Raw genomic sequence first — 23,928 nt, forward strand, 5'->3', positions numbered from 1 at the left:
CAAGCCTATTCTAGAGTAGTATGGCTGAGCCGTCAAGAGGCTCGTTTGCCCCGGTTCCACCCCCTATCGGGGGCCACTGGTAGCGCCGCCGTCCCGGCGGCAGGGGGCTGCGGGGCGGTGTACTGGTAGCGCCGCCGTCCCGGCGGCCAGCGTTGGCCTGCTGGCGCCGTGGCCCTGGGGGCGAACGCTCGCCAGGGCGCAGCGGTGAGCCGCCGTCCCGGCGGCAGGGGGCTGCGAGGCGCTGTACTGGTAGCGCCGCCGTCCCTGCGACAGGGGGCTGCGGGGCGGTGTACTGGTAGCGCCGCCGTCCCGGCGGCCAGCGTTGGCCTGCCGGTACGTTGGCCCTGGGGGCGAACGCTCGCGCTGGCGCAGCGTTGAGCCGCCGGGACGGCGGCGCTACAAGTAACATGCCTCGCTTGCCAACACCTCATGTTTGCTAGAACCGTTTGCCCTGGTTCCCCACCTATCGGGGTTATCACTTGTAGCGCCGCCATCTTGGCGGCCAACGATTCGCCAGCGCGAGCGTTCGCCCCCAGGGCCAACGTACCGGCAGGCCAGCGTCCAGCCGCCTGGAAGGGACGCGCGAGCAACCAACGGGAGCGAGAGTGCGGGCGCCCCGCGCCGCGCCAACAGAAGAGGCAATAATGATAGAATAGCTACGAATGAGGAAGCAGCTATGCCAGGTGAAAACCCAAACCAGCATCAGCGCGCCGCGCTCCCAACCGCCGAACTGGCCGCCCTTCAGGATTTGGCGGCATCACTTCAGCAGCATGGCGCTCTTGAAGAAGGCGCAACCATTCCCGTCTTCCAGAACCAGCTTGAGCTTCAGAATCGTCATACAGGCGTGTTCATCGAAAAGAATGCCGTTGCCGCCCTCTCCCTGCGCTACTGCGGCCTGACCTCGCTCCCTGAATCGCTCGGCCAGTTCATGAGGCTTCGACGCCTGGACGTGACCGGCAACCAGCTTACCGCTCTGCCCCAATCGCTGGGAAAAATGTTTCACGTGAAACATCTCTACGCCGATGAGAATCAGTTGACTTCACTCCCCGAATCGCTGGGAAACCTGGCGCGGCTCGAAGCACTGCATCTCGACGCCAACCAGTTGACCGCCCTGCCCGAAAGCATCGGCCAGCTCGCCAACCTCAAAGTCCTGAGCGTCTACGGCAATCCGCTGACGACGCTTCCCGTCAGTATCGGCCAACTCACCCAACTCACCGAGATACGCCTGGGCCGTAATCAGTTGACGGCGCTGCCGGAGTCGTTCTGGCAGTTGGTCAACCTCCAGTCACTCATCGTCGCAGAAACCCGGCTGGCCGCGCTCTCCGAAGGTATCGGCAGGCTGACCCGGCTGCGCACGCTGGATATAGGCCACAACAACCTGACGGCGCTGCCGGAGGCGCTGGGCGGGCTGACCAATCTCACCCATTTTCTCTACCTCAGCAATAATCATCTGACGGCGCTCCCGCCCACGCTTTTTGAGCGTCTGAGCCGCCTCCGGTATCTGAACGTCACGGACAATCGTCTGACGACCCTGCCTGAAACGATAGGAAGACTCAGCAGCCTCATCGAACTGCGGCTCTATAATAATGAACTGACGGCGCTCCCCGCAGCCCTGGGCAGGCTGACCAACCTGAAAGAACTACACCTGATGAACAACCGGCTGACGACGCTGCCAGACACGATAGGCAGCCTGACGCATCTCACACACCTTGACCTGCGCAATAACCGCTTGATGGCGCTGCCGGAATCGCTGGGCACCCTCAGCAATCTCAGGCAACTCGATCTGCGCGGGAACAGGGTGATCGCGCTCCCCGCGTGTCTTGGAGACCTCCCCAGCCTCGAAAAGCTCGATCTGCGCTGGAACAAGCTGGCCTCTGTTCCCGCGTGGTTTCACCGTCTCGAACAGCGCGGCTGCGTCATCTTCACCTGATCGCTGACGCGGCCAGGCCAGAGCAATATACAAGTCCACAGGCGAATGAATTCGCGCCTGGAGGCTGCGCCGCCAGCCCGCCCAGTGGCCCAACGTGTCCATCACCCTGCGTGCAGGCATATCCGCCTGGCCGCCTGGCACAGTTCATGCGCAAACTCAAGATGGACACCGTGGTTCAGGCTGGAACAGGCCAGAAGAGGCGCGTGATGGCAGAAGAAGCAGGCAGGGACGCCGATAGCTGGCTGGAGACCAAGCTGCACAACTACTACCCCAGTCCTCCGCAAGCAGTGGTCGAAGGATTGGTCAAAGCCGTCAGGCTGGAGCAGCCAATGGAGGGCGTATCGGCGTTTGCCAACCCGTTTGGCCTGGATGACCTCCTGGTCTTCGACGACCAAACGCTGCGCGAGCTGATGACCAGCGACGCGCCCGGCGTGCGCGTAGATGACCTGGCATGCAGCCTGCACGATGCGCCCCCGCCGCTGGTGGAGCACATCACACGCGCCCTGCCCCGGCGGCAGCGGGCGCGTTTCCGGGCGCTGCTGCAAGAGCCAGCCCCGCCGCAAGCGGTGGAGGCGGCGCGTCGGCGGCTGCTGGACCACCTCTTCTGGGAACTGACCTACTGGAAGACCCCCGAACTCTACGAGGAACTGACCGAGGGCGAGCGGCTGCATCCCGATCTCTTTCGCCAGCTTCGCCCGGACCTGCGCGACAAAATCATTCTGGACGCCGGGGCAGGCAGCGGGCGGGCCACATTCGAGTCGCTGCGTCAGGGCGCGCGCCATGTCTACGCCGTCGAGCCTTCGCCCGGTCTGCTGCATCTGCTGGAGAACAAACTGGCGCGCTACGGCGCGCGCCAGATTACGCCGCTGCGTGGACGCTTCGACGCCTTGCCGCTGGCTGCGCGGAGCGTTGATACGGCGCTAGCCTGCTCGGCCTTCACGGCGGAGCCAGACGAAGGCGGCGAAGCCGGGCTGGCCGAACTGCGGCGCGTCACCCGGCGCGGCGGCAAGATCATCTTCATCTGGCCGCGCCCGCAGGATTATCACTGGCTGGCCGCGCATGGCTTCCATTACGTGGCGCTGCCCATGCCAGAAGAAATGCGCGTGCGCTTTCGTTCCTGGCGCAGCGCGCGGCGCGTGGCCCGGCGCTTCTACGCGCGCAATCCGGCGGTCACGCGCCACCTGCTGCGCGCCGACCAGCCAGAAGTCCCTTTCTCGCTGCTCGGCGCGAACCCGCCGCACGATTACTGCTGGCTGGATGCGCCCTAACACGCCCCGCTGTTCTTCTTCTGACAAGGCAGATCAGGTAGGGAGAAGAGAATGATTCTTCGTTCCAAATTGATTTGCAAAATATAAATTATTTTGCTATAATAAAACAAGAACCGGACTGGAGGAATCCGATGGAAGACTTCTCAGCGCGCGCGGCCCCCTTTCGTGAGGTACTTGCCGCGCAAAAAATGATCTCGCATGAACTCTTCCGCACCGCCATGCCAAAGTGGATTCACCTGGACCTGACGATGGGCCAGCTCAAAACGCTCGCAGCACTGGCAGCGCGCCAGGAGATGAACATCAGCGCGCTGGCGGAAACCCTGGAAGTGAGTAAACCAACCGCCAGCGTCCTGGTGGACCAGTTGGTGCAGCTTGGCTATGCCGAACGAACCGAAGACGCCGAAGATCGGCGGCGCACGCTCGTCGCGCCCACCCAGGCTGGCAGCGATCTGGTGGCGCAACTGCGCCAGAGCGGGCCACAAGATCGCATGGTGCGCTGGCTGGAGACTATGAACCCGGCTGATCTGGCTGCCCTGACACGCGGGCTGACAGCGTTGGCCGCCATCGCTGAGCGCGACATCGCTCAATCACCCGCCGCAGCAGGATGAGCGGCGCGCCTTTTTCTTGCCTCTTGACAAAGAGGGGTTAATCAGTTATATCTCGATATATCGTGTTATATCGAGATAAAGCAAAGGAGCAGCAACACACGTATGGCACAGGACGTTACGCTCGATTCAGCCGCCGGGATGGGGGCTTCGGCTGAAAGCGCCGGTACCCAACTCAGCCAGCAGCGGCTCGTCCCCATTCTGGTTGGCCTGATGCTGGGCATGCTGCTGGCAGCCCTCGATCAGACCGTCGTTGGCACCGCCATGCCCAGGGTGATCGCCGACCTGGGCGGCCAGAACATCATCTGGGTCTACACCGCCTATCTGCTGGCCTCGACGGTGGGCGTCCCCATCTATGGCAAGCTGTCGGACATCTATGGCCGACGTATCTTCTTCATGGGCGGGATGATCCTCTTCTTGCTCGGCTCGGCGCTCTCCGGCACCAGCCAGGACATGACACAGTTGATCATCTATCGCGGCATTCAGGGCCTGGGCGCGGGCGCGCTCATGCCGATTGCCCAGGCGATCATTGGCGACATCTTTCCTCCGTCCGAGCGCGGCAAGTGGCAGGGTCTTTTTATCGCCGTCTTTGGCCTGGCAACCATCCTGGGGCCGCTCCTGGGCGGGGCGATCACCGATAACTGGGGCTGGCGCTGGGTCTTCTACGTCAACATGCCCGTTGGCGCTGTCGCGCTTGTGGCCGCCGGGCTGACCATCCCAGGCCGCTTCACGCACCGCCAGCACAAGGTTGACTATCTCGGTTCTGCGGCGCTCATCCTCTGGTCGGTGCCGCTCTTGCTGGCGGTCTCGTTTGGCGGCAATCAGATTGCCTGGGATTCCTGGCAGAGCATCGCGCTCTTTGCGTTCGCAGCAGTGATGCTGGCCGCCTTTATCATCATTGAACTGCGCGCCGCTGAACCAATCATCAGTCCGCGCCTCTTCAGGGACAGCATTTTCACGGTTTCGACGGTGACGACGTTCCTGCTGAGCGGGGGCATGTTCGGGGCCATCCTCTTCCTGCCCTATTTCGTGCAGGACGTGCTGGGGGAGTCGGCGACCAATTCAGGCGAGGTTCTGACGCCCATGATGCTCGGCTTCATGTTCAGCAGCATCGTCGGCGGCCAGTTGCTCTCGCGTACCGGGCGCTACAAAGTGCTGGCGCTCTCCGGCTTCGTCGTGGCCGCAGCGGGCATGTTCCTGCTCTCGCGTATGGACCCGCATACGACTGACGGCGAACTGGTGCGCAACATGATTATCACTGGCCTGGGCATCGGCGTCATGATGAGCCTGTTCACCATTGTGGTGCAAAACGCCTTCCCCATCCAGCGCCTGGGCGAAGTCACGTCCACGCTCACCTTCTTCCGTTCCATCGGCAGCACGATTGGCTTGACGGTGTTGGGCGCGGTGATGACCAATACCTTTACCAGTAACCTGCAAGCGAATATCCCTCCGGCCCTCAAGCCCTTCATTCCGATCAGCCAGTTGACCAATGTCGGGCAGAGCAGCAGCGGCAGCGGCATTGACGTTCAGCAGATCTTCGCGCATTTCGGCCAGCAAGCGCCGGTCCTCTTGCAGCAGCTTGAGGCAGCAGTGAAGACCAGCTTCTCATCGGCGCTGACAGACCTCTTCCTCATCGGCACGGGGATGATGGTCCTCTGCTTCATCCTGACGCTTTTCCTGCGCGAGATTCCGCTGCGCAAGAGCAACAAGCCGACCAGTGAGAGTGAGCAAAAGCCAGATGCCGAGGCCGAGCCGGTCCCAGCCGATTTCGCCCTGTGATTTCGCCTTGTAAAGAGAGACCAGAAGGAGAGAGAGCTTATGAGTACAGCCGCGCCAATTCACGACCAGACCATCAGCTTTCCCTTTGGCAAGACCACGCGCAGCGCCTACGATGCCCGCCCGGAAGGAACCGGGCCGTTCCCTGGGATCGTGATGATCCACGAGATTTTTGGCCTGAACGAGAACATCAAGGACATCGCGCGCCGCTTCGCCCGCGAGGGCTACGCCGCGCTGGCCGTTGATCTCTTTGCCGGGCGCAATCGCGCCCTGTGCATGTCTCGCGTCATGTACGCAATGCTCGTCACGCCGCTGAAGCACAGCGGCTTGAACGAACTGAGCGCCGCGCTTGATCACCTTGGCGAGCAGCCAGAAGTGGACAGCGAGCGGGTGGGCGCGATTGGCTTCTGCATGGGCGGCGGGTTCGCCATTGCCTGGGCCTGCACCGATGCGCGGCTCAAAGCCATCGCGCCCTTCTATGGGAGCAATCCGCGCCCGCTGAAGGCGGTGGAGCGCGCCTGCCCGGTGGTCGGCTCGTACCCCGAAAAGGACTACACCGCCAAAGCCGGCCAGAAGCTGGATGCCGCGCTGGCGCAGTACAACATCCCGCGCGACATCAAAATCTATCCGGGCGCGCAGCACTCGTTCTTCAACGACCAGGGGACACACCATGACGCCGCTGCCTCGGCGGACGCCTGGCAGCGCGTACTGTCCTTCTTCGGCGAACGCATCAGTTCCCCAGCAGCCCGGCCCAAAAGCGCCGAAGCATAGGCGCAGGCTAGACAAGGCTGCGGGTGACATGGGTCATCCCGAATTTTCTAGACCGTTTTGGTCAATGCTCCTGGCTTGCAGCTTCGCTGGCGGAAAGCCGCACCGTACCGAGCGTAGCGCCGCCGTCCCGGCGGCCAAACGCCTCACTGGCGACCAGGGCTGCACGTTCAGCGTTTCCACGTGCCAGCGTTTGGCCGCCGTCCCGGCGGCGCTACACCTGTGGCATTCGCGCATCCTACCAGCAAAACAACACAGCAGAGAAAATTCGGGATGACTCATGTTTTTTGTGGGCGCAATCCTCATGGAAGCGTCAGGCCGCCAGCAGGATATTGGCCTCTATTTTGCTGAGGTGGACACGCAATGACCGGGTAAGCGCACTGGCAGCGTGGCGCTTTACAGACGAGGAAAGGAGACCTCTGGAATGCGTTCTTTATTGCCGTCTGGCCCTTCTCCCCGTCTCTCGCCCCGGCCTGCCGCAGAGCCAGCGCCTCAGAGGCCAGGGCTGGCGCGATTCCGCGCTGCCCAGTTCTGGACCCGGCCCAAAATCCTGGCGACTCTGATGGCGCTGCTCGCCGTCTTCATGGCGTTCACGCCAGCGCCTGTGGGAGCGGCGATCAGCGAGATAGCCCTGGTCCTGGGCCTGCTCTTTGCTGCCGCCTGTAGCTTTGGGGCGAGCAGGCGAGCGGAGCCGGGCCGAGAGCGTTGGGCCTGGCGCTGCATGGCCCTGGCAGAAGTTGGCTACGCCTGCGCCGAAGTCATCGTTCCCTGGCTCCCGGCCACCCGCCATACCCTCCCCAGATTGGGCGGGACGGCGACCTTCTTCTTGCCCTTCTCTGTGCTGGGGGCGGGCGCGGCCATCCTGTTCCCGGCGATTGAGACAACTGGCGTCAGGCTGGCGCGTGTGGCGCTGGACGCCTGCATCGTCGCCGGGGCGCTGTTTGGCCCCGCGCTGGTTGTGTTGATCGCCCCACGCATCACCAGCGGAGCGCAGGTGGACTATGGGGCGATGGCGCTGCCGGTGGTGGATGTCGCTGCCCTGTTCACGCTGGTGGCCTTGCTGGCGCGGGGTGTCCAGCAGACCTATCGCTTCGCCTTCTTCTGGCTGGTGGGGGGCTTCTTCTGCTTTGCCTGCGCCGATGCGTTGTTTAGCTATCTGACCCTGCCGGGGATTCACGCTTATTCGCCCGGGCTGCCCATCGTTGACCTCTTCTGGATAGCCGGGGCTTGCGCGTTCGGCCTGGCTCCGCTGGCGCTGCTTACCAGGAGCGAGGCCGCCGACTCTGAGTGGGGATGGCTGGAACAGTTCACCAGACCTGCCGACACGCTGCGCCGCCCCCGCATGCTAGGCCAGTTCTTTTTGCTCGCCAGCCCTGTGGTGGCGCTCTTCGGTCTGCTGGCCTTGACTGAAGGCACAGCCCCGGCCAGCGTGACGCGCCTGCTGGAACTGCTCATATTTCTGGTCGCGTTACTCATCATCCTGCGCCAGACCCTCACCATGCGCGATCTGCTTGATGCGCAGGCGGCCACCGCGCGCGCCCAGCAGTTGGAGGCACTGAAAGATCAGTTCATCACCAGCATCAATCACGAACTGCGCACGCCGATGATGACCATGCAGGGCTATATCGAACTCCTCGACGATTTGCAAGAGCAGGTTCAGTTCGAGAAGCGCAGAGAGATGCTGGAACGGGCGCGCCGGGCGAGCGCGTCTTTAGTGCAGTTGTTGCAGAGCATTCTGGACGTGCGGCGGATCGATCAGGAGGCCAGCGATTTCGTCCCCCAGGCTGTCAACGTCAGCGCGGCAGTTCAGGCGGCGCTCACGCTCGTCGATCCCCATCAGGAACACTTCAGCGAGCGGGCGCTCATTGTGCGCATTCCCGAAGAGTTGACGATCTGGGGTGAAGCCATCCGGCTGCAACAGATTTTGACCAATCTGCTCTCGAATGCGCTCAAATACTCCCCGCCAGGGACCACGATCCAGGTGCAGGCGCGAACCATAGCGGAGCGGGGTCCGATCCTGCCGGGGTGGGGAAGAAACCCCAGCCTGGGCCGCTCGCCCGTTGAGATTACGGTGCAGGACGAAGGGCTGGGCATCCCTCCCGAACAAAACGCGCTGCTCTTCCGCCGCTTCGTGCGCCTGCCGCGTGACATGGCCTCGCGCATTCGCGGGACCGGCCTTGGGCTGTACCTGTGTCGGGTCTTTGCCGAAGCGATGGGCGGGGCCATCTGGGTAGAGAGCAGCGGCGTCCCAGGAGAAGGCTCCACCTTCTATCTGCGCCTGCCCACCCCTGCTGGGGACGCCGGGGCCGTCCTCCCCGGATTCCCGCCAGAGGCTTCCAGAGAGAGGCAAGAGGAGGCAATTGCAGGACGCCTCTCCAGGGGGCCAGGCAAGGTCGCGGCCAACCAGTAACAGAAAACCAGTGACAGAGAGAGAAAGGATAGACGAACGCATGGTTGCTGCCGAGGATAAGCGCCACACCGTTCTGGTGGTGGATGATGACCCTGACCTGCTTCAGCTTCTTACCGATGGGCTTGAATTGCTGGGGCATTTCAGCGTCGTGGGCGCAGAGAATGGCATACAAGGACTCGAACAGTTCTTTGAGATACGCCCGGATTGCATGGTGATTGATGTGATGATGCCCGGTCTGGACGGCTATCAATTGATGAAGGCGCTGCGCGGTGATCCCGAATCCGCCGCCACGCCGCTCATCATGCTGACGGCGCTGGACCAGGACAAGAATCGGTTTGCCGGGCTGGCCTCTGGCGCTGATCACTATCTGATCAAGCCGGTCACGCCGCGCAAGCTGGTCAAGTCGGTGCAGCAAGCCATCGCTATGAGCGCGGGCGAACGCTCCCAACGCCTGCAAGTGTTGGCTCAAGAGAGTGGCGAATTGGTCCTGGAAGAGTAATGAGTCAGGAAAGAAGAGCGGCATGTTCAGAAACTTTCTTCCCACGGTGGTAGTGGCCGATCCAGATATGTTTTATCAGCAGCGCATCGCCATCTCGCTTCAGCAGGGGTTCCGCTGCATCCTCACAGGCTCTTTGCGCGAAACGTATTGGGCGATTCTCTGCGAACGGCCCGCTCTGGTCATTCTGGAACTGAACCAGCCTGATGGCGATGGGATTGCCCTCATCCAGCACCTGCAAGCCGATCCGGCCCTGAAAGGCATCCTGATTGCCTGCGTCACCCAGCGAGCCACGATCAGAGACAAGGTGCGCGCCTTTCGGGCGGGAGCGGATGATTATATCGTGAAACCGCTCTCCTCCAGCTTCTTTGGGCAGATGCTCCTGCTCAGGCGCGCCGGTCATATGGCGCGTGGCTACGCGGTTGCGGCGCGGTGAGTCGGTTCTTTCCAGGTGTTTTTCAGCCATCAGGCCACGCCCGCTTTTTTTCTGTTAGAATACAGAAAAACCCAGATGCTCTTCTGATCTGAAAGGCAGGCGTGCGACTATGAAAGCGATAGTATTCCATGAGCAGGGCGGGCCAGAGGCGCTGCGCTATGAGGACGTGCCGCGCCCGGAGGCCGGGCCAGGCGAAGCGGTGATCAAAGTGCTGGCCTGTGGGGTGAATAATCTGGACTTGCGCGTGCGCGAGGGGCGGGTGCCAGCCAAAGTGCCGATGCCGCATATCTCCGGCTCCGAAGCTGCCGGAGAAATTGCCGAACTGGGCGCAGAGGTGAAAGGCTTTGGCGTTGGGCAGATGGTCGCTATCGCTCCTTATCTTTTCTGCGGCCAGTGCGAGTTTTGCCAGGCCGGGGCGGAAAACGAGTGCGTGCGCGGCGACATCCTGGGCTTGATGAGCCAGGGCGCGTATGCTGAATACGTCAAAGTCCCTGCCGCCAGTCTGGTCCCGCTGCCGGAAGGCGTGGATGCGGTCAGCGCCGCCGCCGTCGGTCTGGCGGCCATCACGGCCTGGCATATGCTCATCGAGCGCGCCAGACTCCAGCCCGGCGAAGACGTGCTGGTCCACGCGGCGGGCAGCGGCGTGGGCAGCGCAGCCATTCAGATCGCTAAATTGACCGGCGCGCGCGTCATCGCCACCGCTGGCTCCGCCGAAAAATTGCAGCGGGCGCATGAATTGGGCGCTGACGACGTGATCAACTACAACGAGCAGGACTTCGCCCAGGAAGCGCGGCGGCTAACCGGCAAGCGCGGCGTGCATGTGGTCGTTGAGCATATCGGCCAGGCCACCTGGGAGAAAAGTGTCGCCAGCCTGGCGCGGCAAGGGCGTCTGGTGATCTGCGGCACGACCAGCGGCCCGGAAGGCAAGATTGACCTCTGGAGCTTCTTCGCTAAAGAACTCTCGTTCTTTGGCTCCTATGGCGGCACGCGCCGCAACCTGGCGCAGATGCTCAGGCTGGTTGCCAGTGGGCGCTTCAAGCCGGTCATCCATCGCACCCTGCCCCTGGAATCGGTGGCCGAGGCGCAGCAGATGATGGCCGCTCGCACGCAATTCGGCAAGATCATCATCAGGCCGACAAAGTGAGGCCGAGGGGTGAAACCCCACTTACTGGCTAACCACCAAAACAGCGTATACCGGTTAGGCACGCCTGAGCGCCACCAGCCCTTTACCCGTACCGCCGCCGTCTCGGCGGACAAACGTTGGCCTACGGGAACGTCGCGCTGGCGGGCGAACGTTCGCCTCGGCGCGCGGGTGGCCGCCGAGAAGGCGGCGCTACACGCGGCGTTCGCTCTGCTGCGCGAAAGAAATGCTCTTGTGTATCTTGACAGTGGGTGTATGTTTATCTCATCTCAGGCTCGTTGAGAACGCCAGGAATCGTTCCCTGGCGGATAGTGAGCATGACGCAGGTAGCGCGTTGTTATGGATAAGGTCTATTATCTGGACCTCCAGACGCTCCTTGAATATCTCCAGGGGCAATCTGCTCTCCTCGTTACTGAGGTCAATGTACCCGGTCAGCGAGAGCCATGCACCGGCTACCTTTTTTTCAGAAACACCATGATCATCGGCTGCCTGATCCAGGCAGCCGATGATGGTATCTGGCGCGAAGGGGAGCAGGCATATCAATTGCTCAAGGCAAATGAGGAGTGGCGGGTGCGTATGGACCTTGACATTGAACAGGAGTATTGGCGCATAAAGCAGCCAGAGAACAAATCTCATCGGACGCCTCTCCCAAGGCCAGCGCCTCCCGTCTATGTGCCCAGGCCATCCGCGCTTGTAGATGCCTCCGTACTGGAACCTTTCTCGGCAAAACAACGCTTGATTCTGCGCATGGTCCTCGCGCTGGTCAATGGACAGCGCACTTCGGAGCAAATTAAAGCGCAGCTTCGTCTGCCCGCCGAGGTTGTTGATGAGGCGCTCAGGAACCTCTACGCGCTGAAGGTGATCGAGTGAAGCGCCCCGACGCTGAAGCGCAGCGTTTATACACCCTTCGATAACATTGCCTGGAAGGAGGGCGCGGCTGCTCTCACCCGTCTCAGGAGATGAGCGTCTGCTGCGCGAAGACCGATGAAATCCTTTCTTGCCTGGTGGTATGGAGTCTCTCTCCCCCAACGAGAGCCGGATACCACGCCCGCCGAACGTGAGCGTACCCGTTACGCGCGCCTTACCAGCACGTTTTCGTTGCTCATCGTGTGCATCACCTTTCCGCTGGCTGTGAACACCATCATCAACCGGGTGACTCCCAGCGGGCCGATTGTGGCCGTGATCGGGCTGGCCTGCGCGGCAAGCGCCATTGTCTGCAACAAACTGGGGTTCAATCGGGCAGCGGCGTTTCTGCTCATCCTCGACACCACGATGCTGGTGGCAGGCGCGCTGCTCAGGAACGATCTTGACCCGGCGTTCGTCCCAGTTTTCTGCTCGCTCGTCATTACGATTCTGCTGGCAGGCTCGCTTATGCCCCCCGTCTTTGCCCTGCTGGTGGGGCTGCTGAACTGCGCTATCATCGTTCTCGACACGCTGTTTCAGAAGCATACCGCCTACTATGATCAAATGGTACACACCGGCGGGGGTTCGCTGGTCTTCGCGCTGCCCATCTTACTGCAAATTATTGTGGCGGTTGTCACGTATGTCATTCTGAGCAATTTGATTACGACCATTCGCCGCGCTGACCGCGCTGAAGAGATTGTCGCGCTCCAGAAAGAGATCGTGAACCATCAGCGGCGGCGCAATGAGGAGCGAGAGGAACTGGAGGCAGGGATCGCTGAGATCGCCCAGGCGTATGCTGCTATCGCCAATGGTGATCTGGAGACGCGCGTGCAGGTGGCCCCTCAAAGCCTGCTCTGGCAGGTTGCCGCGCCTCTGAACACTCTGCTCAGCCGCGCCCAGCACTGGAAGCAGAACTCTGACCAGTGGGAGAGAACCCTCCTTGCCATCAAGTATGTTCGCCAGGAGCTACAACAGGCCAGGGCGCTGCGCGTTCCGCCTGCATTCCAGCAGCCAACTGAGACTCCCGTTGATCTCTTGATTCCCGAAGTGTATATGCTCTCTCGGCAGGCATACCGACCGACACACTCCCGCCCCGCTGACAACCGCTAGCGCCAGCGTCTCTCTTCATATACAAGGAGCCATACCAAATCTGCTTGAAGAGGAGCAGTTTACCTGCAGCGCCGCCTTCCAGACAGCAAGTCGTCTAGCCGCCTGGAAGGCGGCGCTACAAGGAGAGTCGCGGGCATTCAAGAAGAAGTGGGCTGAAGCGCCCCGGTCACTTCCGCCTGGGGCTGGAGGACGGCTTCCAGCGCGGCAAGCTCGTTCGCGCAGTAACGCACCGGATTTTCCCAATAGCGGCTGCTGCGGGCGTTGTTGATCGTTTTGGCGGAGACGAGATAGCCGCCCTGCTGATCCGAGACGATCAGGTGATGCGCCTGAGCATAGGCGATGAAGTCGCGCAGGCGACGGCGCAGCCCCCGCTCCTTCAAGAGATCACGCTGGACCCACGCGCCCAGATCGGCCAGCCGCCGCGCTTCGGCCAGCAGGAGCGGAGCCTCTGCCTGCGGGTCAAACTGATAGGGTGGGCGTTCCAGAAGCGCCAGCAGGCGCGCGCTGCCAAGCTGGCTCATCGTCACCGTCGTCTGGCGGGCCAGGGCGCGAGCCACCTGCTGGTCCTGTTCGGCCCGCTCCAGGTCGCGCAGGCCGAGCAGTTCGGGGCCAACAGCCAGGCAGGCGATTATACGGCGCTTGCTGGTCATGAAATCATAGGTCACATTGGAAGGCAGGCAGCGCACATCAGGCCGCATCCTATCGAGTAAGCTGTGAAGTCCGCTGCGCAGGCGCATTACGCGGCCATCCAGCGTGACAGCTCCCTCCGGCGCGAACCAGAGCGTATCGCCCGTCTCCATTGAACGCGAAAGCCGCTCCAGTTGTTGATCAATCGTTTCGCGCAGATGCTCGCGCAGGCGCTGGTAGCGGATAGGCGTCAGGTATTGGGCATAGATTGGCCGGTTAGTCAGCAAGCGATAGTCCCAGCCCAGCACGTCGCTCAGTTGAAGCGCGCGCGCTTCTTTTGCGGCATGCCCGCGCTTCTCGCTTTGGGGCTTTTCTCTTCGGGTCAGCGCGTCCTCTTGACGGGTAAAGGCCAGCAGCGCCTCCAGGCTCAAGACATCGCTCAATGGCAGATCGCCCTCTTCTTTGAGGAGCGCCCGGAAGTATTGACGCAGCGTGTATTCAGGGACGCGCAGAATGGGATAGGCGCGCATGCGGCTGGCGATGGGCGCAAAGCTCGTGGCGTCCAGCAGGCGCTGCGCCCAGGTGGGCCAGTTGCGATAGCCAGCGACGGTTGCCAGGAAGCCGCGATCCCAGATGTCGGCGCGCCCGGCAAAGCCGATGCGGCGGCCATCAGGCGCGAGCCAGCCGCGATGATAATAGCTGTAAGCCGCGAACAGAATGGGATCCCAGTCGCGCTTGTGGGTAGAAATCACAAGCGTGGCAGAAAAGGGACGCGCGAGCGACCAACGGGAGCGAGGACCTCTCGCTCGACGAGGCCCAGCCGAGGCAAGCGTCCCTTCCCGCAGGGAAGGCGGGCCGTAGTGTTCGGCCATGCCATACAACTGCACGCGCATACCCAGGTGGAACCCCCAATAGACGCCGTTGCCGATGGTCCAGTAAAAAAGTTCGCGGGGTCTGAGGTTGGTGATGAGGTCACGGATGATGCGGCGCGGACTGATCTGCATAGCTGCTCCTTGGTCGTCGCAGGGCCAGGAGCAGGCTCATTGGTTGGCGGTGACGCTCCTCCCCTGCTGTGCCAGCGCCCCTTCCAGAGCCGCCAGTTCGTTGGCTGAATAGCGTGGATTCAGCCAGAAGAAGGTTTCTCGCTGCTGCTGGAAGGGCGCGGGATTCACGCGATAGGTCTGGTCAGGCTGGCGGGTGAGCAGCCCGTGACGCAGGCCATAGGCGAGGAAGGCGCGGAGCCGTCGCCCTCTCTGGCGCGGCTCGCCTAATCCTCGCTCAAGGCGGATGCCTTGCGCCGCCAGCAGTTGCACATTTTGGGCCAGCGCCGCGTGGGCCATCTCGAAGCTGAAGGTTGGCGGCTCCTGTTGCAGACGCTCCAGGAGGAAGCGGCTGCCCAGCATGCTCATGGTAACAACCGTCTGGCCGGTGATGGCTGTGATCACCGCCTGGCCCAATGCTTTTCGTTCCAGGTCCGCCAGCCTGCGGCCTGGATCGCTGGACGGCGCCGGGCGCCGCCCCTCTCGCTCCCGTTGGTCGCTCGCGCGCTCCAGTCTTATGAGCGGCGGGCCAACGGAGATACAGGCGCGCATACGGTCTGTCGTCATGAAATCATAGGTCACATTGACGGGCAGAATGCGCGTATCAGGGGGCATGATGGCAAGTAAACTATGCAGGCTCTCGCGCACGCGGCGGGGTGCGCCGTCCTGGGTAATCATGCCTTCAGGGGCCAACCAGAGGGTATCGCCCCGCGCCAGCGCGCCCAGGGCGGTTCGCAACTGGCGATCAATTTTCGCGCGCTGGCGCGTTTTATAGGCTTCGTATCGCTCTGGAAGCAGCGCGCCCCGCCGCAAGCGGCTCATCAGCGGCTCGCGGTAGTCCCAGGTGAGAATGTCGCTGAGGCGCAGTTCGCGGCTGGGGCGTGGACGGAAGCGACGGGAACGTTTCGCTGCTGCCTCGGCCCACTGGTCTAGCTGCTCTAAATACGCGGGGCTGAAGACCTCCTTCAGCGGCAGATCGCCCTGCTCCGCGCGCAGCTCGAAGAGATACTGGCGCGTGCTGAACTCCAGCAGGCGCACGATGGGATAGGCGCGCAGAGGGCCGATGATGGGAGTCAGGGTGATATGATCCAGCAGCCACATGGTCCAGCGCGGCCAATCACGATAGCTGACGATTTCAGCCAGAAAGCCGCGCGAAAACATGTCTTCGCGGCCCACAAAAGCCATGCGCCGACCATCGGGCCGGAGCCAGCCGCGCTGATAATACAGCTTGATGGCACAGAGCAGCGGATCCCAGTCGCGCTTGTGGCTGCACAGCAGCAATGTCCCCTGGGCAGGCGGCGCGTAGTGTTCGCCGCCGAACACCTGCGTCCGCATGGCGCCCGTGAAGACCAGCAGCAGAAAGTTCTGAACCAGCCAGTAGGCGAACTCGCGGGGCCGCAGGTTCAGCCGCAGTTCATGCCACTGGCGGCGGAGTATATCACCCATCGCGCGCTTCTCATGGGTTATCCAAAATCTCGTGACCGCCGATCCGACGCCAGATGACATGTACGTCGCCAGCGTCGGCAGAAGCGCCGAGTTGAAAGGTTGCCCGGCCATCATCAGCCCAGGTCATCTCCCATACCTCTTTCCGGCTCTGCACTCCCTTGATCCGCAGACCCTTCCGAACGCCGCGAATCCCTTTGCCCAGCTTCAAGTCGGCAACCAGTTTGCGCCGGGCAAGTTGAAACACACGCTGCTCTTCCCGCGTGAGCCGCGCCCAATCATGCCAGAAGGAATCTTCCACATCATACGTCGGCATCGGTATACTCGCTGGGGTCTGCCTCTATTGGCTGGGCCTCAACCCAGGCAATATCGTCGTCATCCATGCCCAGCGCCCGCATGAACTCCTCATCGCTGTGGAAGGTACGGCGCTCGCGCGTCTGCTCTTGTTCGTTCACCCAGGCTGCGATCAAATCCTCGGGTGTTTGCCCTTGCGCTTTCGCCAGGCGCTCCAGCGTTTGATAGACGGCATCGGGAAGAGTGACTGTCTGTGCCATCAGGCGCCTCCTCTCTACGGATGCTTTAAGCATACCACAAGGAGCCAGGAAGCGCGTAAGCGCATCCCGCGCGGCTGGCTACCGCTCTTTTTGATAGGCCGGGGCGGGCAAGGCAGGCGGCCAGACCACGCGGGGCAAGATAGACGGGTGATAATGCACCTTGAGGGGAATCTGCCCAACCCAGCGCGTGGCTTCTCGCTGGGCCAGCAGCGCCTCTTGCTTCGCCAGATAGCGATCAGGAATGAACTGAATGATCGCGCCGGGCAAGCCCATGAGGACATTGAGCGCCAGCAAGCTCAGCGAAAGCTGGATCGCCAGGCCACTCGCCACGCCCAGCGCGCCCAGGAAATAGATCAGCGCGCTGTCGCGCGCGCCCACCCCGGCAAACGAAATGGGCAGGGCTTGCGCGATGCAAACCAGGGTCATCACCCACGCCAGGTTGAGGAAAGAGACGTGGATGCCCAGGCCCAGGCCAAATTGGTAGGCCGTCGCCACCAGGGCCAGTTGATAGACCAGGCTCAGAGCCAGCACATAGCCGAGCCGATGCCAGGTCGTTTGATAGGAGCGCAGGCCATCCCACAGAGGCGCCAGCCACTCCCCTGGCAGGGTATCGCTCTGCTGATGCGGAGCAGCGTGGGTCTGCGGCCACAGGCGCTGCCAGGGAATGCGCAGTTTGCGGCTCACAGGCCGCAGCACGCGATCAACCGGCTGCGAGACACGCGGACTCAGGAAAAGCGCCTGGATACCCAGCACGCTTACCAGAAAGAAGCTCGCCAGACCCATCCAGACCGGCCAATTAAACAGATGAGGGTTTAAGAGCAGCCCAACCACCGTAATGAGCGCCGTTGCCAGGAAGACCATCACCTGATCGACGAGCACCGAAGCCCAGACTTTGTTCGCCTTATGCGACGAGCGGCCCAGCATCACCGCTTTCACAGCGTTGCCGCTCTCCTGTCCTGGCAGGACAAGGTTATAAAACAAGGCAATATAGGTCAGGCGCAAAATGCGCAAGATGCCGACCCGAATGCCTTGTTCGCGGAGCAACTCGCGCCACTTATAGGACGCCGCCAGGATGGCGACCAGATAACAGCCTGCCGCAGCGGCCAGCGGCCAGCCCGCCACATGGCTCAACATCCCCGTAATATCAACGAAGGTAAAATGACCAAAATAAAACACCAGCCAGATCAGCCCAACGCTCGCGGCTAACCGACCTACATGAATCGCCGTCTTAAGTATTCGTCCGCGCAACGATGCTAAGAACCCTTCTAGCCAGAATGAAGCAGCAATGGCTCATCCGGGCTTCACATCACCCTGGTTATCAATCTCTCCTGGCCTACATATTACCGCAATGACGTGCTGTTCTGCCTGGTATCTCTTAGCCATGCGATGGCGCTTCAGCTTCTTGATCGCATGGCTCCGCGCCTGCGGTCACATCTTCCTCCCTGCATAGCTGCTGGCTCTTGTCCTCTTTTTCACTATAGCCCTTTTTTCCCGGTATCCGTTTACGAGACAGCCGACGAATTGTGACGCCGACTTCGCGGTGCAGGCCAATGAGCAGCGTCCCACAGACCAGCAGGATCGCGCCTGTTGAGAGCAGGCGCAGAGACAGGAAACTGCCCACCGCCACATTCTTGCTGATGCCGAACTGGAGCATGACCCCCAGGCCGGACACCTCCACCGCCCCCAGGTGTGGCAAGACCGGAACCAGCAGCACAATCACCAGGGAAAAGGCATAGGCAGCGACGGCCTCGGTCCAGCTCCAGTGCTGCGAGGGAGCAATCACTACGTTGCCGACTATATACAGGATGGTGGCCTGCGCGCCCAGATACAATCCGGTCAGCGGCAGCCCATAGACAAAGGTATGCCAGGAAAAGAGTTGATCGCTGCCTTTCAGGAAATCCTCGATGCCTTCGCGCACAGAACACAGCCACTTCTGGCGGGGCTGCCACTTTCTCAGCCAGGTGTGCATAAAGCGAGTTCTGAAGAGGAAGAAGCCGACCAGCAGCATCCCGACCAGCAGAAACGCCGCCGTTGGCCGCACCCAGGGCCAGTCGGGTACGCCGATCACCACCAGCGCCAGCAGGCAGGTGACAATCTCGGTAATCAGCATCCAGGTGGTTGCCGCCGCCGAGCGCCCCACCCCGGAACCCATCGAGCCTTTCAGCAGGTAATTTTCCAGGTAGACGCCCATCGGCAGGCTGTTGCCCATCTCACCCCCCGCGTAAGGCACCAGCAGTTCTTGCCAGCCCGGCTTCAGGCCCAGCCGCCACAGGTAAATCCTCCATTGGGCCAGCTTCATCACCAGATACAAAACTGCCAGAAAAAAGGCCGGAAGGATCGCGCCCGTTACAGCCGCCTGTAACTCATCGCCGACCTCTCCTGAATTGGCAATCGTCAACACGAACGCCAGAAGCGCGGCGCTGAGCAACGTTGAGACAATGACTTTCGGGTTCAGAATATATCTCAATGTGTTCTTCAACAGAGCCTCCGACGCCTGACGCCCTTCCCGGCGGCAAGGCAGACGAGCGTTACCATTCACGCCCCCTTACAATTGTTCATCCTACATAAGCTATGCTAACAGATGCCAAACGTACTGGCAAGCTCAAGAAAATAGCTATTGCCGCAGCGCCGTATCCTGGGCTATACTGGATTGGCTATCCCTCTTCTCAGCGTTTCACCTCGCAAGATTCTGCCAGGAACTCTAATAAGGAGGATTTTCAATGGCTCTTCGCGTGGCTGCTGTGCAGATGAACTCTGGCGATGACAAAGCCGCCAATCTGGCCCAGGCCGAAGCATTGATCGAGCGCGCGGCGCAAAGTGGCGCGCAGGTGATCGCCTTGCCAGAACTCTGGACCTATCTTGGCCCCACCGAGGGCAACATCCCCAATGCCGAGCCAATCCCTGGCCCAACCACTGACCGCCTCGCCGCGCTTGCCCGCCGCCATCGCGTCACTCTGCACTGTGGCAGCATGCTGGAACGCCCCGATCACCCTGGCTCGGATGCGCGCCCCTATAACACTGCCGCCGTCCTTGACCACGATGGCCGCCTGATCGCCAAATATCGCAAAATCCATCTCTTCGACGCCGAACCCTACGGCAGCGCCGCGCCCTATCGGGAATCTGACGGCATCCAGCCGGGCGACGAGATTGTGACTTTCGAGGCGGAAGGGCTGCATATCGGTCTGGCGACCTGCTACGACCTGCGCTTCCCCGAACTGTTCCGCATCCTGGCGCTGCGCGGCGCGCAGTTGATTATCATGGGGTCGGCCTTCACCATGCAGACGGGCCGCGACCACTGGGAAACGCTGGTGCGCGCCCGCGCCATTGAAAACGGGCTGTATCTGCTCGCCCCCGATCAGGTGGGCGCGCACCCGCCCAAACGCATGGCCTATGGCCGCAGCATGATCGTGGACCCCTGGGGCACGGTGCTTGCCCAGGCGCCCGACCTGCCCGGCGTCATCAGCGCGGAGATCAGCCTGGAGCGCCTGGCCGACGTGCGCCGCCAGATTCCCTCGCTGGCGAATCGGCAGCCACAAGCCTATCGCTGGGCAGAAGAAGTTCTGACAGGCGATTAAAACCGCCAGCACGCTGCAACGCCTCTCGCGCCGATATGGTATAAAAGAGATGCCTTTGAGCCAGCCTGAAGCTTCCTGCGTTGCCAGGGAAGCAGGCTAATCCATCGCACTTTTTGCGGAGGCAGGGGAAGGACGCGCGAGCAAGAATACCGGAGGCCCGGCGCGGTCAAGCGGCTCTGGCGCAGCCCTTCCCGAAGGGAGGATTCATCCACACTATGCCGATTGAAGAGCAAAACGCCGTCAGCGAGCAAGAGACATCTGCTGCGCCTAGCGCGAACGAGAACACCGCTCTACCAGATGATGCCAGCATGGATGTTTCGCAGTACCCGACCATTGACAACGACTGGGACAAACTGGCCGCCGAATATCCCGACATCTACGAACGCTTTGCTAATGCCCCCAACGATGGCGCGCTGGACCAGGCTATGCGCGAAATCGTCTCGTTCAAGGACAAGCTGGTGCTGGACATGGGCGCGGGAACCGGGCAGTACGCCTTCGGTTTCGCCAACGAAGCCTTCAGAATCCTGGGGATGGAAGCGGACCCCGATCTGCTGGACTTTGATCGCCAGGTGATTGACGAAAAGGGCTATACGAACATCATCCCGTTTCATGGCCTGGCAAATGACCTACCCATCAACGACGACATGATTGACATCGCCCTCGCCGTCACCGTCGCCCCCTGGGACCAGGACCCGCTGATGCGCCTGGGCCTGCGCAAACGCATGGTAGAAGAAACGCTGCGCATCCTCAAACCCGGCGGGACGTTCATCGTCGTTACCGTTCCAGAGGGCGCGTATGGCGGCGAACTGGCCCCCATCATCTTCGAGGACATCAACATGCTGCCCAATAACAGCGATTGGGACGCGCAGTTGATCGAAGATTTTGGCTTCGAGCACAAAAAGGTCGAAAGTGTCTCTGATTACGGCTCGGTAGAAAACGCTGTCGCCACCTATGGCTTTATCTTTGGACACAACGCCATTCGGCATCTGCTCGAACACCAGCAGCAGACGATTACCTGGCGCTATCGCATGCTCTGGACGCACAAGCCCGAAGCCGCGCCAGACGATGAGCAAGGCGAGCCAGCCCAGGAACATACTGAGCCAGCCCAGGAACAGGCCGCGCCAGCCAAAGAACAAGCCGAACCAACCAGCACGCAAGCGAAGCAGGTCGAGCCAGCCCAGGAGCAGGCACAACCAATTGAAAAGCAGGCGAAGTCGGCCAACAAGCCGTCTAAACCGGCCAAAGACAAAACCAAACCAGCTAAACCGGAAACGGCGCCCTAAATGGACTCTCCCAGCACACGGCTGCTGCAAACCCATACCGATGTTCGCTCTGGGCAGCGCCTGCTCACCCTGGGCGTTGCCCCGGAACTGGCCGCCGATTGGGCCATCAGCGCCCGCATCGGCGGGGGCCAGGTCTGGGCGGTAGCTGATGATCTTTGCGAGACGCAGGCCACCGAGCGCCTGGCACGCGAAGAGCATCTGAGCGCCCTGCATCCGCTGCACTCCGCCGATCTCTCGGAACTGCCAGCGCAGCCGTTCGACGCCTGCGCGGTAGACATCCTGGGCTATCCTAGCCGCGCCTATCTGCACCGCCTGATCTATGAAGCGGCGCGGCGTTTGGAGCCAGGCGGCGCGGGCGCGCTCTGGATCGCTGGGGCCAACGATGCTGGCATTCACGCGCTGGAAAAGCGGCTGCGCGAGGTTTGGGGCGAGGTAAGCGTGCTGGCCTATAAGAAAGGCCATCGTATCCTGCATGTGCCTCGTCCGGCAGAACTGGCGCCGCTGGATGAAGCCGCCCCCGAAGAGCGACGGCTGACGCTGCGCGGCGAGAAGTTTTCGCTGGCCCTGCGGCCTGGCGTCTTCGCGGGCGGCGATCTTGACCCGGCCACGCGCCTGCTCGCCAACGAGATGGAGGTTGGAGACAGCAAGGCCATCCTCGATCTTGGCTGTGGCTCCGGCATTCTAGGGATGCTGGCAGCGCGGCTGGTCCCGCACAGCCAGGTGTATCTGACCGATTCCAGCGCCGTCGCGCTCGCCGCCGCCGAAGAGAACTGCCGCCGCAGCGGCCTGACCAACACGCGCGTTCTGGCAAGCGACGGCGTGGCCGCCGTGAGCGACCAGCGCTTCGATCTGGTCCTCTGCAACCCACCCTTCCATCAGCAGCGATCCCACAGCAGCATCACCGCCCTGCGCTTCATCCGCGAGGTCGGCGGCATCCTTGCCCCGCGCGGGCGCTTCTATCTCGTCGCCAGCCAGTTCTTGCGCTACGAACCGGCCATGCGCGAAGCCTTTGGCAGTGTGACCACCATCGCCAACGACCGCAAGTACAAAGTGCTGCTGGCGGTTGGCTTCCTCGCTCACCAGTGACTCCTTTCTGCCTGCTAGCAGAGAGAAGTATAGCAGAGCGAGTCAGCACCGGCAAGCTAGGGCCAGGCGAAGGTTCCACCATCTATCGGGTGTAGCCACTTGTAGCGCCGCCGTCCCTTCGGGAAGGGCCGCTTGCGGGCGCTGGGCGCCCGCACTCTCGCTCCCGTTGGTCGCTCGCGCGTCCCTCCAGGCGGCTCAACGCTGGCCTGCTGGTCCGGTGGCCTGGAGGGCGCACGCTCGCCCTGGCGCAGCGTTGGCCGCCTGGAATGCGGCGCTACAAGTAACAGGTCTCGCTTGCCAGCGCCTCTTTTTTAGTGGAACCCTAGGCGAGGCGAGCCTTGCCGCTTCTGGAAGCTTTGTAACGTCGGGCGCAGGTTTCGCCCACGCCACCCGCCCCCAGGCCCAGCAGCAAATGAACGACCTCAATGATCCAATGCGACGACCCTGGCAGCAGCGTCTCTTGCTGCGTCCCCACGTAGAGGACCAGCCCGCCCCACACCAGCGCCCCCACCGCTATGCCGATGTTGCTGCCGCCGCGTGTCAGCAGCATCACGCCGATAATCCAGAGCGTTATCACCACCAGAATACCCAGCAGTTGATGCACCTGAAGTATCGTGCCGCCTGGGCTGAGAATATTCAGCCAGAATAAAATCCCTAGAATCACCGCCAGCGTCACGCAAAGACGCAAAACCATCAGACTGATACGTACCAACATACTTCCATTACTCCTGCTGTCGTCTATTTGAGCCGATGAAGAGTTCTCTGCTCATCGCGGCGCGCATCGTTGTGATGCGCCCACATAAAAGATATAGCTGTTTTGGGCGCTGCTGTCCAGCCTGAAAGACAAACCCAAAAACGATGCTCCCCGCAGAGGCCACTGGTCAACCTCTGCGGGGAGCATCGTTCGGGGTGAAAGGGGCGCAATTGGGTATGTTATCCGACCAGCTTCTTTCTGAGCCAGCGCCAGGTAAAAACGATTAGATACGCTGCCGTCACGCCGGTCAGATCAAAGAACAGATCGCGGCCAGCGTAGATGTTCGGGAACGCCTGCTTAAAGAACGCCTGCAACGTCTCTTGCCCGACGCCAACCAGCAGCATCAGCCCGAAGTACAGCGCGGGACGCGGGCGCAGCGCCGGAATGGAGAGCAGCGCCAGCAGACTCATCAGCAAGAACATCGTCGCGTGTCCAATCGCGTGATCGCGGGCGTTGACAAAGACCAGATCGAAGGGCCTGCCAAACGCGGGCCAGACCTCGCTGAGCCAGTCGAACGGAAAGAGAACGATGAGCAGCCCGGCGAGCACAGGCCAGAGGCGCACCTGCGCGCCCCATAACTGGAGCCTCCTGGGCGGCTGCGCTTCTTGAAGCATCTGGTCTGGCATGTTCATCGCTTGCTCCTGTGACTATCCTGGGGCTTCCCGATCCCTCGTTATCATAGCTGATACACGGCAAGATTGCAGGCACTCGCGTGCTTGACGC

General features: G+C 61.8%; 23 protein-coding genes. 14 read left to right on the forward strand and 9 right to left on the reverse strand.

Features of this window, described 5'->3' with window-relative positions; genetic code table 11:
* Positions 1-10 precede the first annotated feature (10 nt).
* Positions 11-409 (reverse strand): hypothetical protein, encoded by a 399-nt coding sequence (locus tag VH599_01245; GenBank protein ID HEY7346913.1) that lies wholly within the window; start codon positions 407-409, stop codon positions 11-13.
* Between the two features lie 267 nt (positions 410-676).
* Between VH599_01245 and VH599_01250 the strand changes: the two genes are divergently transcribed.
* From VH599_01250 to VH599_01300, 11 genes are all read left to right on the forward strand, one after another.
* Positions 677-1,930 carry a leucine-rich repeat domain-containing protein gene (locus VH599_01250; protein HEY7346914.1) on the forward strand — a complete coding sequence of 418 codons (1,254 nt, stop codon included), beginning with the start codon at positions 677-679 and terminating at the stop codon, positions 1,928-1,930.
* A gap of 206 nt (positions 1,931-2,136) precedes the next feature.
* The gene (locus VH599_01255) at positions 2,137-3,198 is read left to right on the forward strand and encodes a methyltransferase domain-containing protein (protein ID HEY7346915.1); all 1,062 of its coding nucleotides are present in this window, start codon (positions 2,137-2,139) and stop codon (positions 3,196-3,198) included.
* A gap of 131 nt (positions 3,199-3,329) precedes the next feature.
* Complete coding sequence (locus VH599_01260; GenBank protein ID HEY7346916.1) at positions 3,330-3,806, forward strand: MarR family transcriptional regulator; 477 nt, start codon at positions 3,330-3,332, stop codon at positions 3,804-3,806.
* A gap of 102 nt (positions 3,807-3,908) precedes the next feature.
* A complete protein-coding gene (locus tag VH599_01265) occupies positions 3,909-5,582 on the forward strand; it encodes an MDR family MFS transporter (GenBank protein HEY7346917.1) in 1,674 nt (557 codons plus the stop codon).
* 39 nt (positions 5,583-5,621) lie between these two features.
* A complete protein-coding gene (locus VH599_01270; GenBank protein HEY7346918.1) occupies positions 5,622-6,350 on the forward strand; it encodes a dienelactone hydrolase family protein in 729 nt (242 codons plus the stop codon).
* A gap of 421 nt (positions 6,351-6,771) precedes the next feature.
* Entirely contained in the window at positions 6,772-8,757 is a 1,986-nt protein-coding gene (locus VH599_01275) for a HAMP domain-containing sensor histidine kinase (protein HEY7346919.1), read from the forward strand.
* Positions 8,758-8,797: 40 nt separating this feature from the next.
* On the forward strand, positions 8,798-9,256 hold the full coding sequence (locus VH599_01280) for a response regulator (protein ID HEY7346920.1): 459 nt from the start codon (positions 8,798-8,800) through the stop codon (positions 9,254-9,256).
* Between the two features lie 22 nt (positions 9,257-9,278).
* Positions 9,279-9,689 carry a response regulator gene (locus VH599_01285; protein HEY7346921.1) on the forward strand — a complete coding sequence of 137 codons (411 nt, stop codon included), beginning with the start codon at positions 9,279-9,281 and terminating at the stop codon, positions 9,687-9,689.
* Between the two features lie 109 nt (positions 9,690-9,798).
* A complete protein-coding gene (locus VH599_01290; protein HEY7346922.1) occupies positions 9,799-10,833 on the forward strand; it encodes a zinc-binding dehydrogenase in 1,035 nt (344 codons plus the stop codon).
* 336 nt (positions 10,834-11,169) lie between these two features.
* On the forward strand, positions 11,170-11,700 hold the full coding sequence (locus tag VH599_01295) for a hypothetical protein (GenBank protein HEY7346923.1): 531 nt from the start codon (positions 11,170-11,172) through the stop codon (positions 11,698-11,700).
* A 114-nt stretch (positions 11,701-11,814) separates the two neighbouring features.
* Positions 11,815-12,843 (forward strand): hypothetical protein, encoded by a 1,029-nt coding sequence (locus VH599_01300; GenBank protein HEY7346924.1) that lies wholly within the window; start codon positions 11,815-11,817, stop codon positions 12,841-12,843.
* 137 nt (positions 12,844-12,980) lie between these two features.
* Here the strand turns inward: VH599_01300 and VH599_01305 are convergent, their stop codons facing one another.
* The 6 genes from VH599_01305 to VH599_01330 all read right to left on the reverse strand — a co-directional run bounded on the left by VH599_01305 (position 12,981) and on the right by VH599_01330 (position 18,986).
* The gene (locus VH599_01305) at positions 12,981-14,474 is read right to left on the reverse strand and encodes a hypothetical protein (protein ID HEY7346925.1); all 1,494 of its coding nucleotides are present in this window, start codon (positions 14,472-14,474) and stop codon (positions 12,981-12,983) included.
* A 36-nt stretch (positions 14,475-14,510) separates the two neighbouring features.
* A complete protein-coding gene (locus VH599_01310; GenBank protein HEY7346926.1) occupies positions 14,511-15,956 on the reverse strand; it encodes a hypothetical protein in 1,446 nt (481 codons plus the stop codon).
* Between the two features lie 10 nt (positions 15,957-15,966).
* Positions 15,967-16,269, reverse strand: a complete 303-nt coding sequence (locus VH599_01315; protein HEY7346927.1) for a hypothetical protein — start codon at positions 16,267-16,269, stop codon at positions 15,967-15,969.
* Positions 16,256-16,507, reverse strand: a complete 252-nt coding sequence (locus VH599_01320; protein HEY7346928.1) for a hypothetical protein — start codon at positions 16,505-16,507, stop codon at positions 16,256-16,258. Before VH599_01320 ends, VH599_01315 begins: the two co-directional genes overlap by 14 nt.
* Positions 16,508-16,585: 78 nt before the next feature.
* Complete coding sequence (locus tag VH599_01325) at positions 16,586-17,755, reverse strand: lysylphosphatidylglycerol synthase transmembrane domain-containing protein (GenBank protein ID HEY7346929.1); 1,170 nt, start codon at positions 17,753-17,755, stop codon at positions 16,586-16,588.
* A gap of 127 nt (positions 17,756-17,882) precedes the next feature.
* Positions 17,883-18,986 carry a lysylphosphatidylglycerol synthase transmembrane domain-containing protein gene (locus VH599_01330; protein HEY7346930.1) on the reverse strand — a complete coding sequence of 368 codons (1,104 nt, stop codon included), beginning with the start codon at positions 18,984-18,986 and terminating at the stop codon, positions 17,883-17,885.
* A gap of 241 nt (positions 18,987-19,227) precedes the next feature.
* On the opposite strand from VH599_01330, the gene VH599_01335 reads away from it, so the two are divergent.
* From VH599_01335 to VH599_01345, 3 genes are all read left to right on the forward strand, one after another.
* Positions 19,228-20,082 carry a carbon-nitrogen hydrolase family protein gene (locus tag VH599_01335; protein HEY7346931.1) on the forward strand — a complete coding sequence of 285 codons (855 nt, stop codon included), beginning with the start codon at positions 19,228-19,230 and terminating at the stop codon, positions 20,080-20,082.
* Positions 20,083-20,297: 215 nt separating this feature from the next.
* On the forward strand, positions 20,298-21,365 hold the full coding sequence (locus VH599_01340; GenBank protein ID HEY7346932.1) for a methyltransferase domain-containing protein: 1,068 nt from the start codon (positions 20,298-20,300) through the stop codon (positions 21,363-21,365).
* Positions 21,366-22,451, forward strand: coding sequence for a methyltransferase (locus VH599_01345; GenBank protein ID HEY7346933.1), 1,086 nt, complete (start codon positions 21,366-21,368; stop codon positions 22,449-22,451). It begins immediately after the preceding gene.
* 322 nt (positions 22,452-22,773) lie between these two features.
* On the opposite strand, the gene VH599_01350 is transcribed toward VH599_01345, so the two are convergent.
* Both VH599_01350 and VH599_01355 read right to left on the reverse strand, forming a co-directional pair.
* Positions 22,774-23,166 (reverse strand): hypothetical protein, encoded by a 393-nt coding sequence (locus tag VH599_01350; protein HEY7346934.1) that lies wholly within the window; start codon positions 23,164-23,166, stop codon positions 22,774-22,776.
* A gap of 218 nt (positions 23,167-23,384) precedes the next feature.
* Positions 23,385-23,837 (reverse strand): hypothetical protein, encoded by a 453-nt coding sequence (locus tag VH599_01355; protein ID HEY7346935.1) that lies wholly within the window; start codon positions 23,835-23,837, stop codon positions 23,385-23,387.
* Positions 23,838-23,928 lie beyond the last annotated feature (91 nt).

Source organism: Ktedonobacterales bacterium, assembly GCA_036557285.1.
In the GTDB taxonomy this organism is placed as follows: domain Bacteria; phylum Chloroflexota; class Ktedonobacteria; order Ktedonobacterales; family DATBGS01; genus DATBHW01.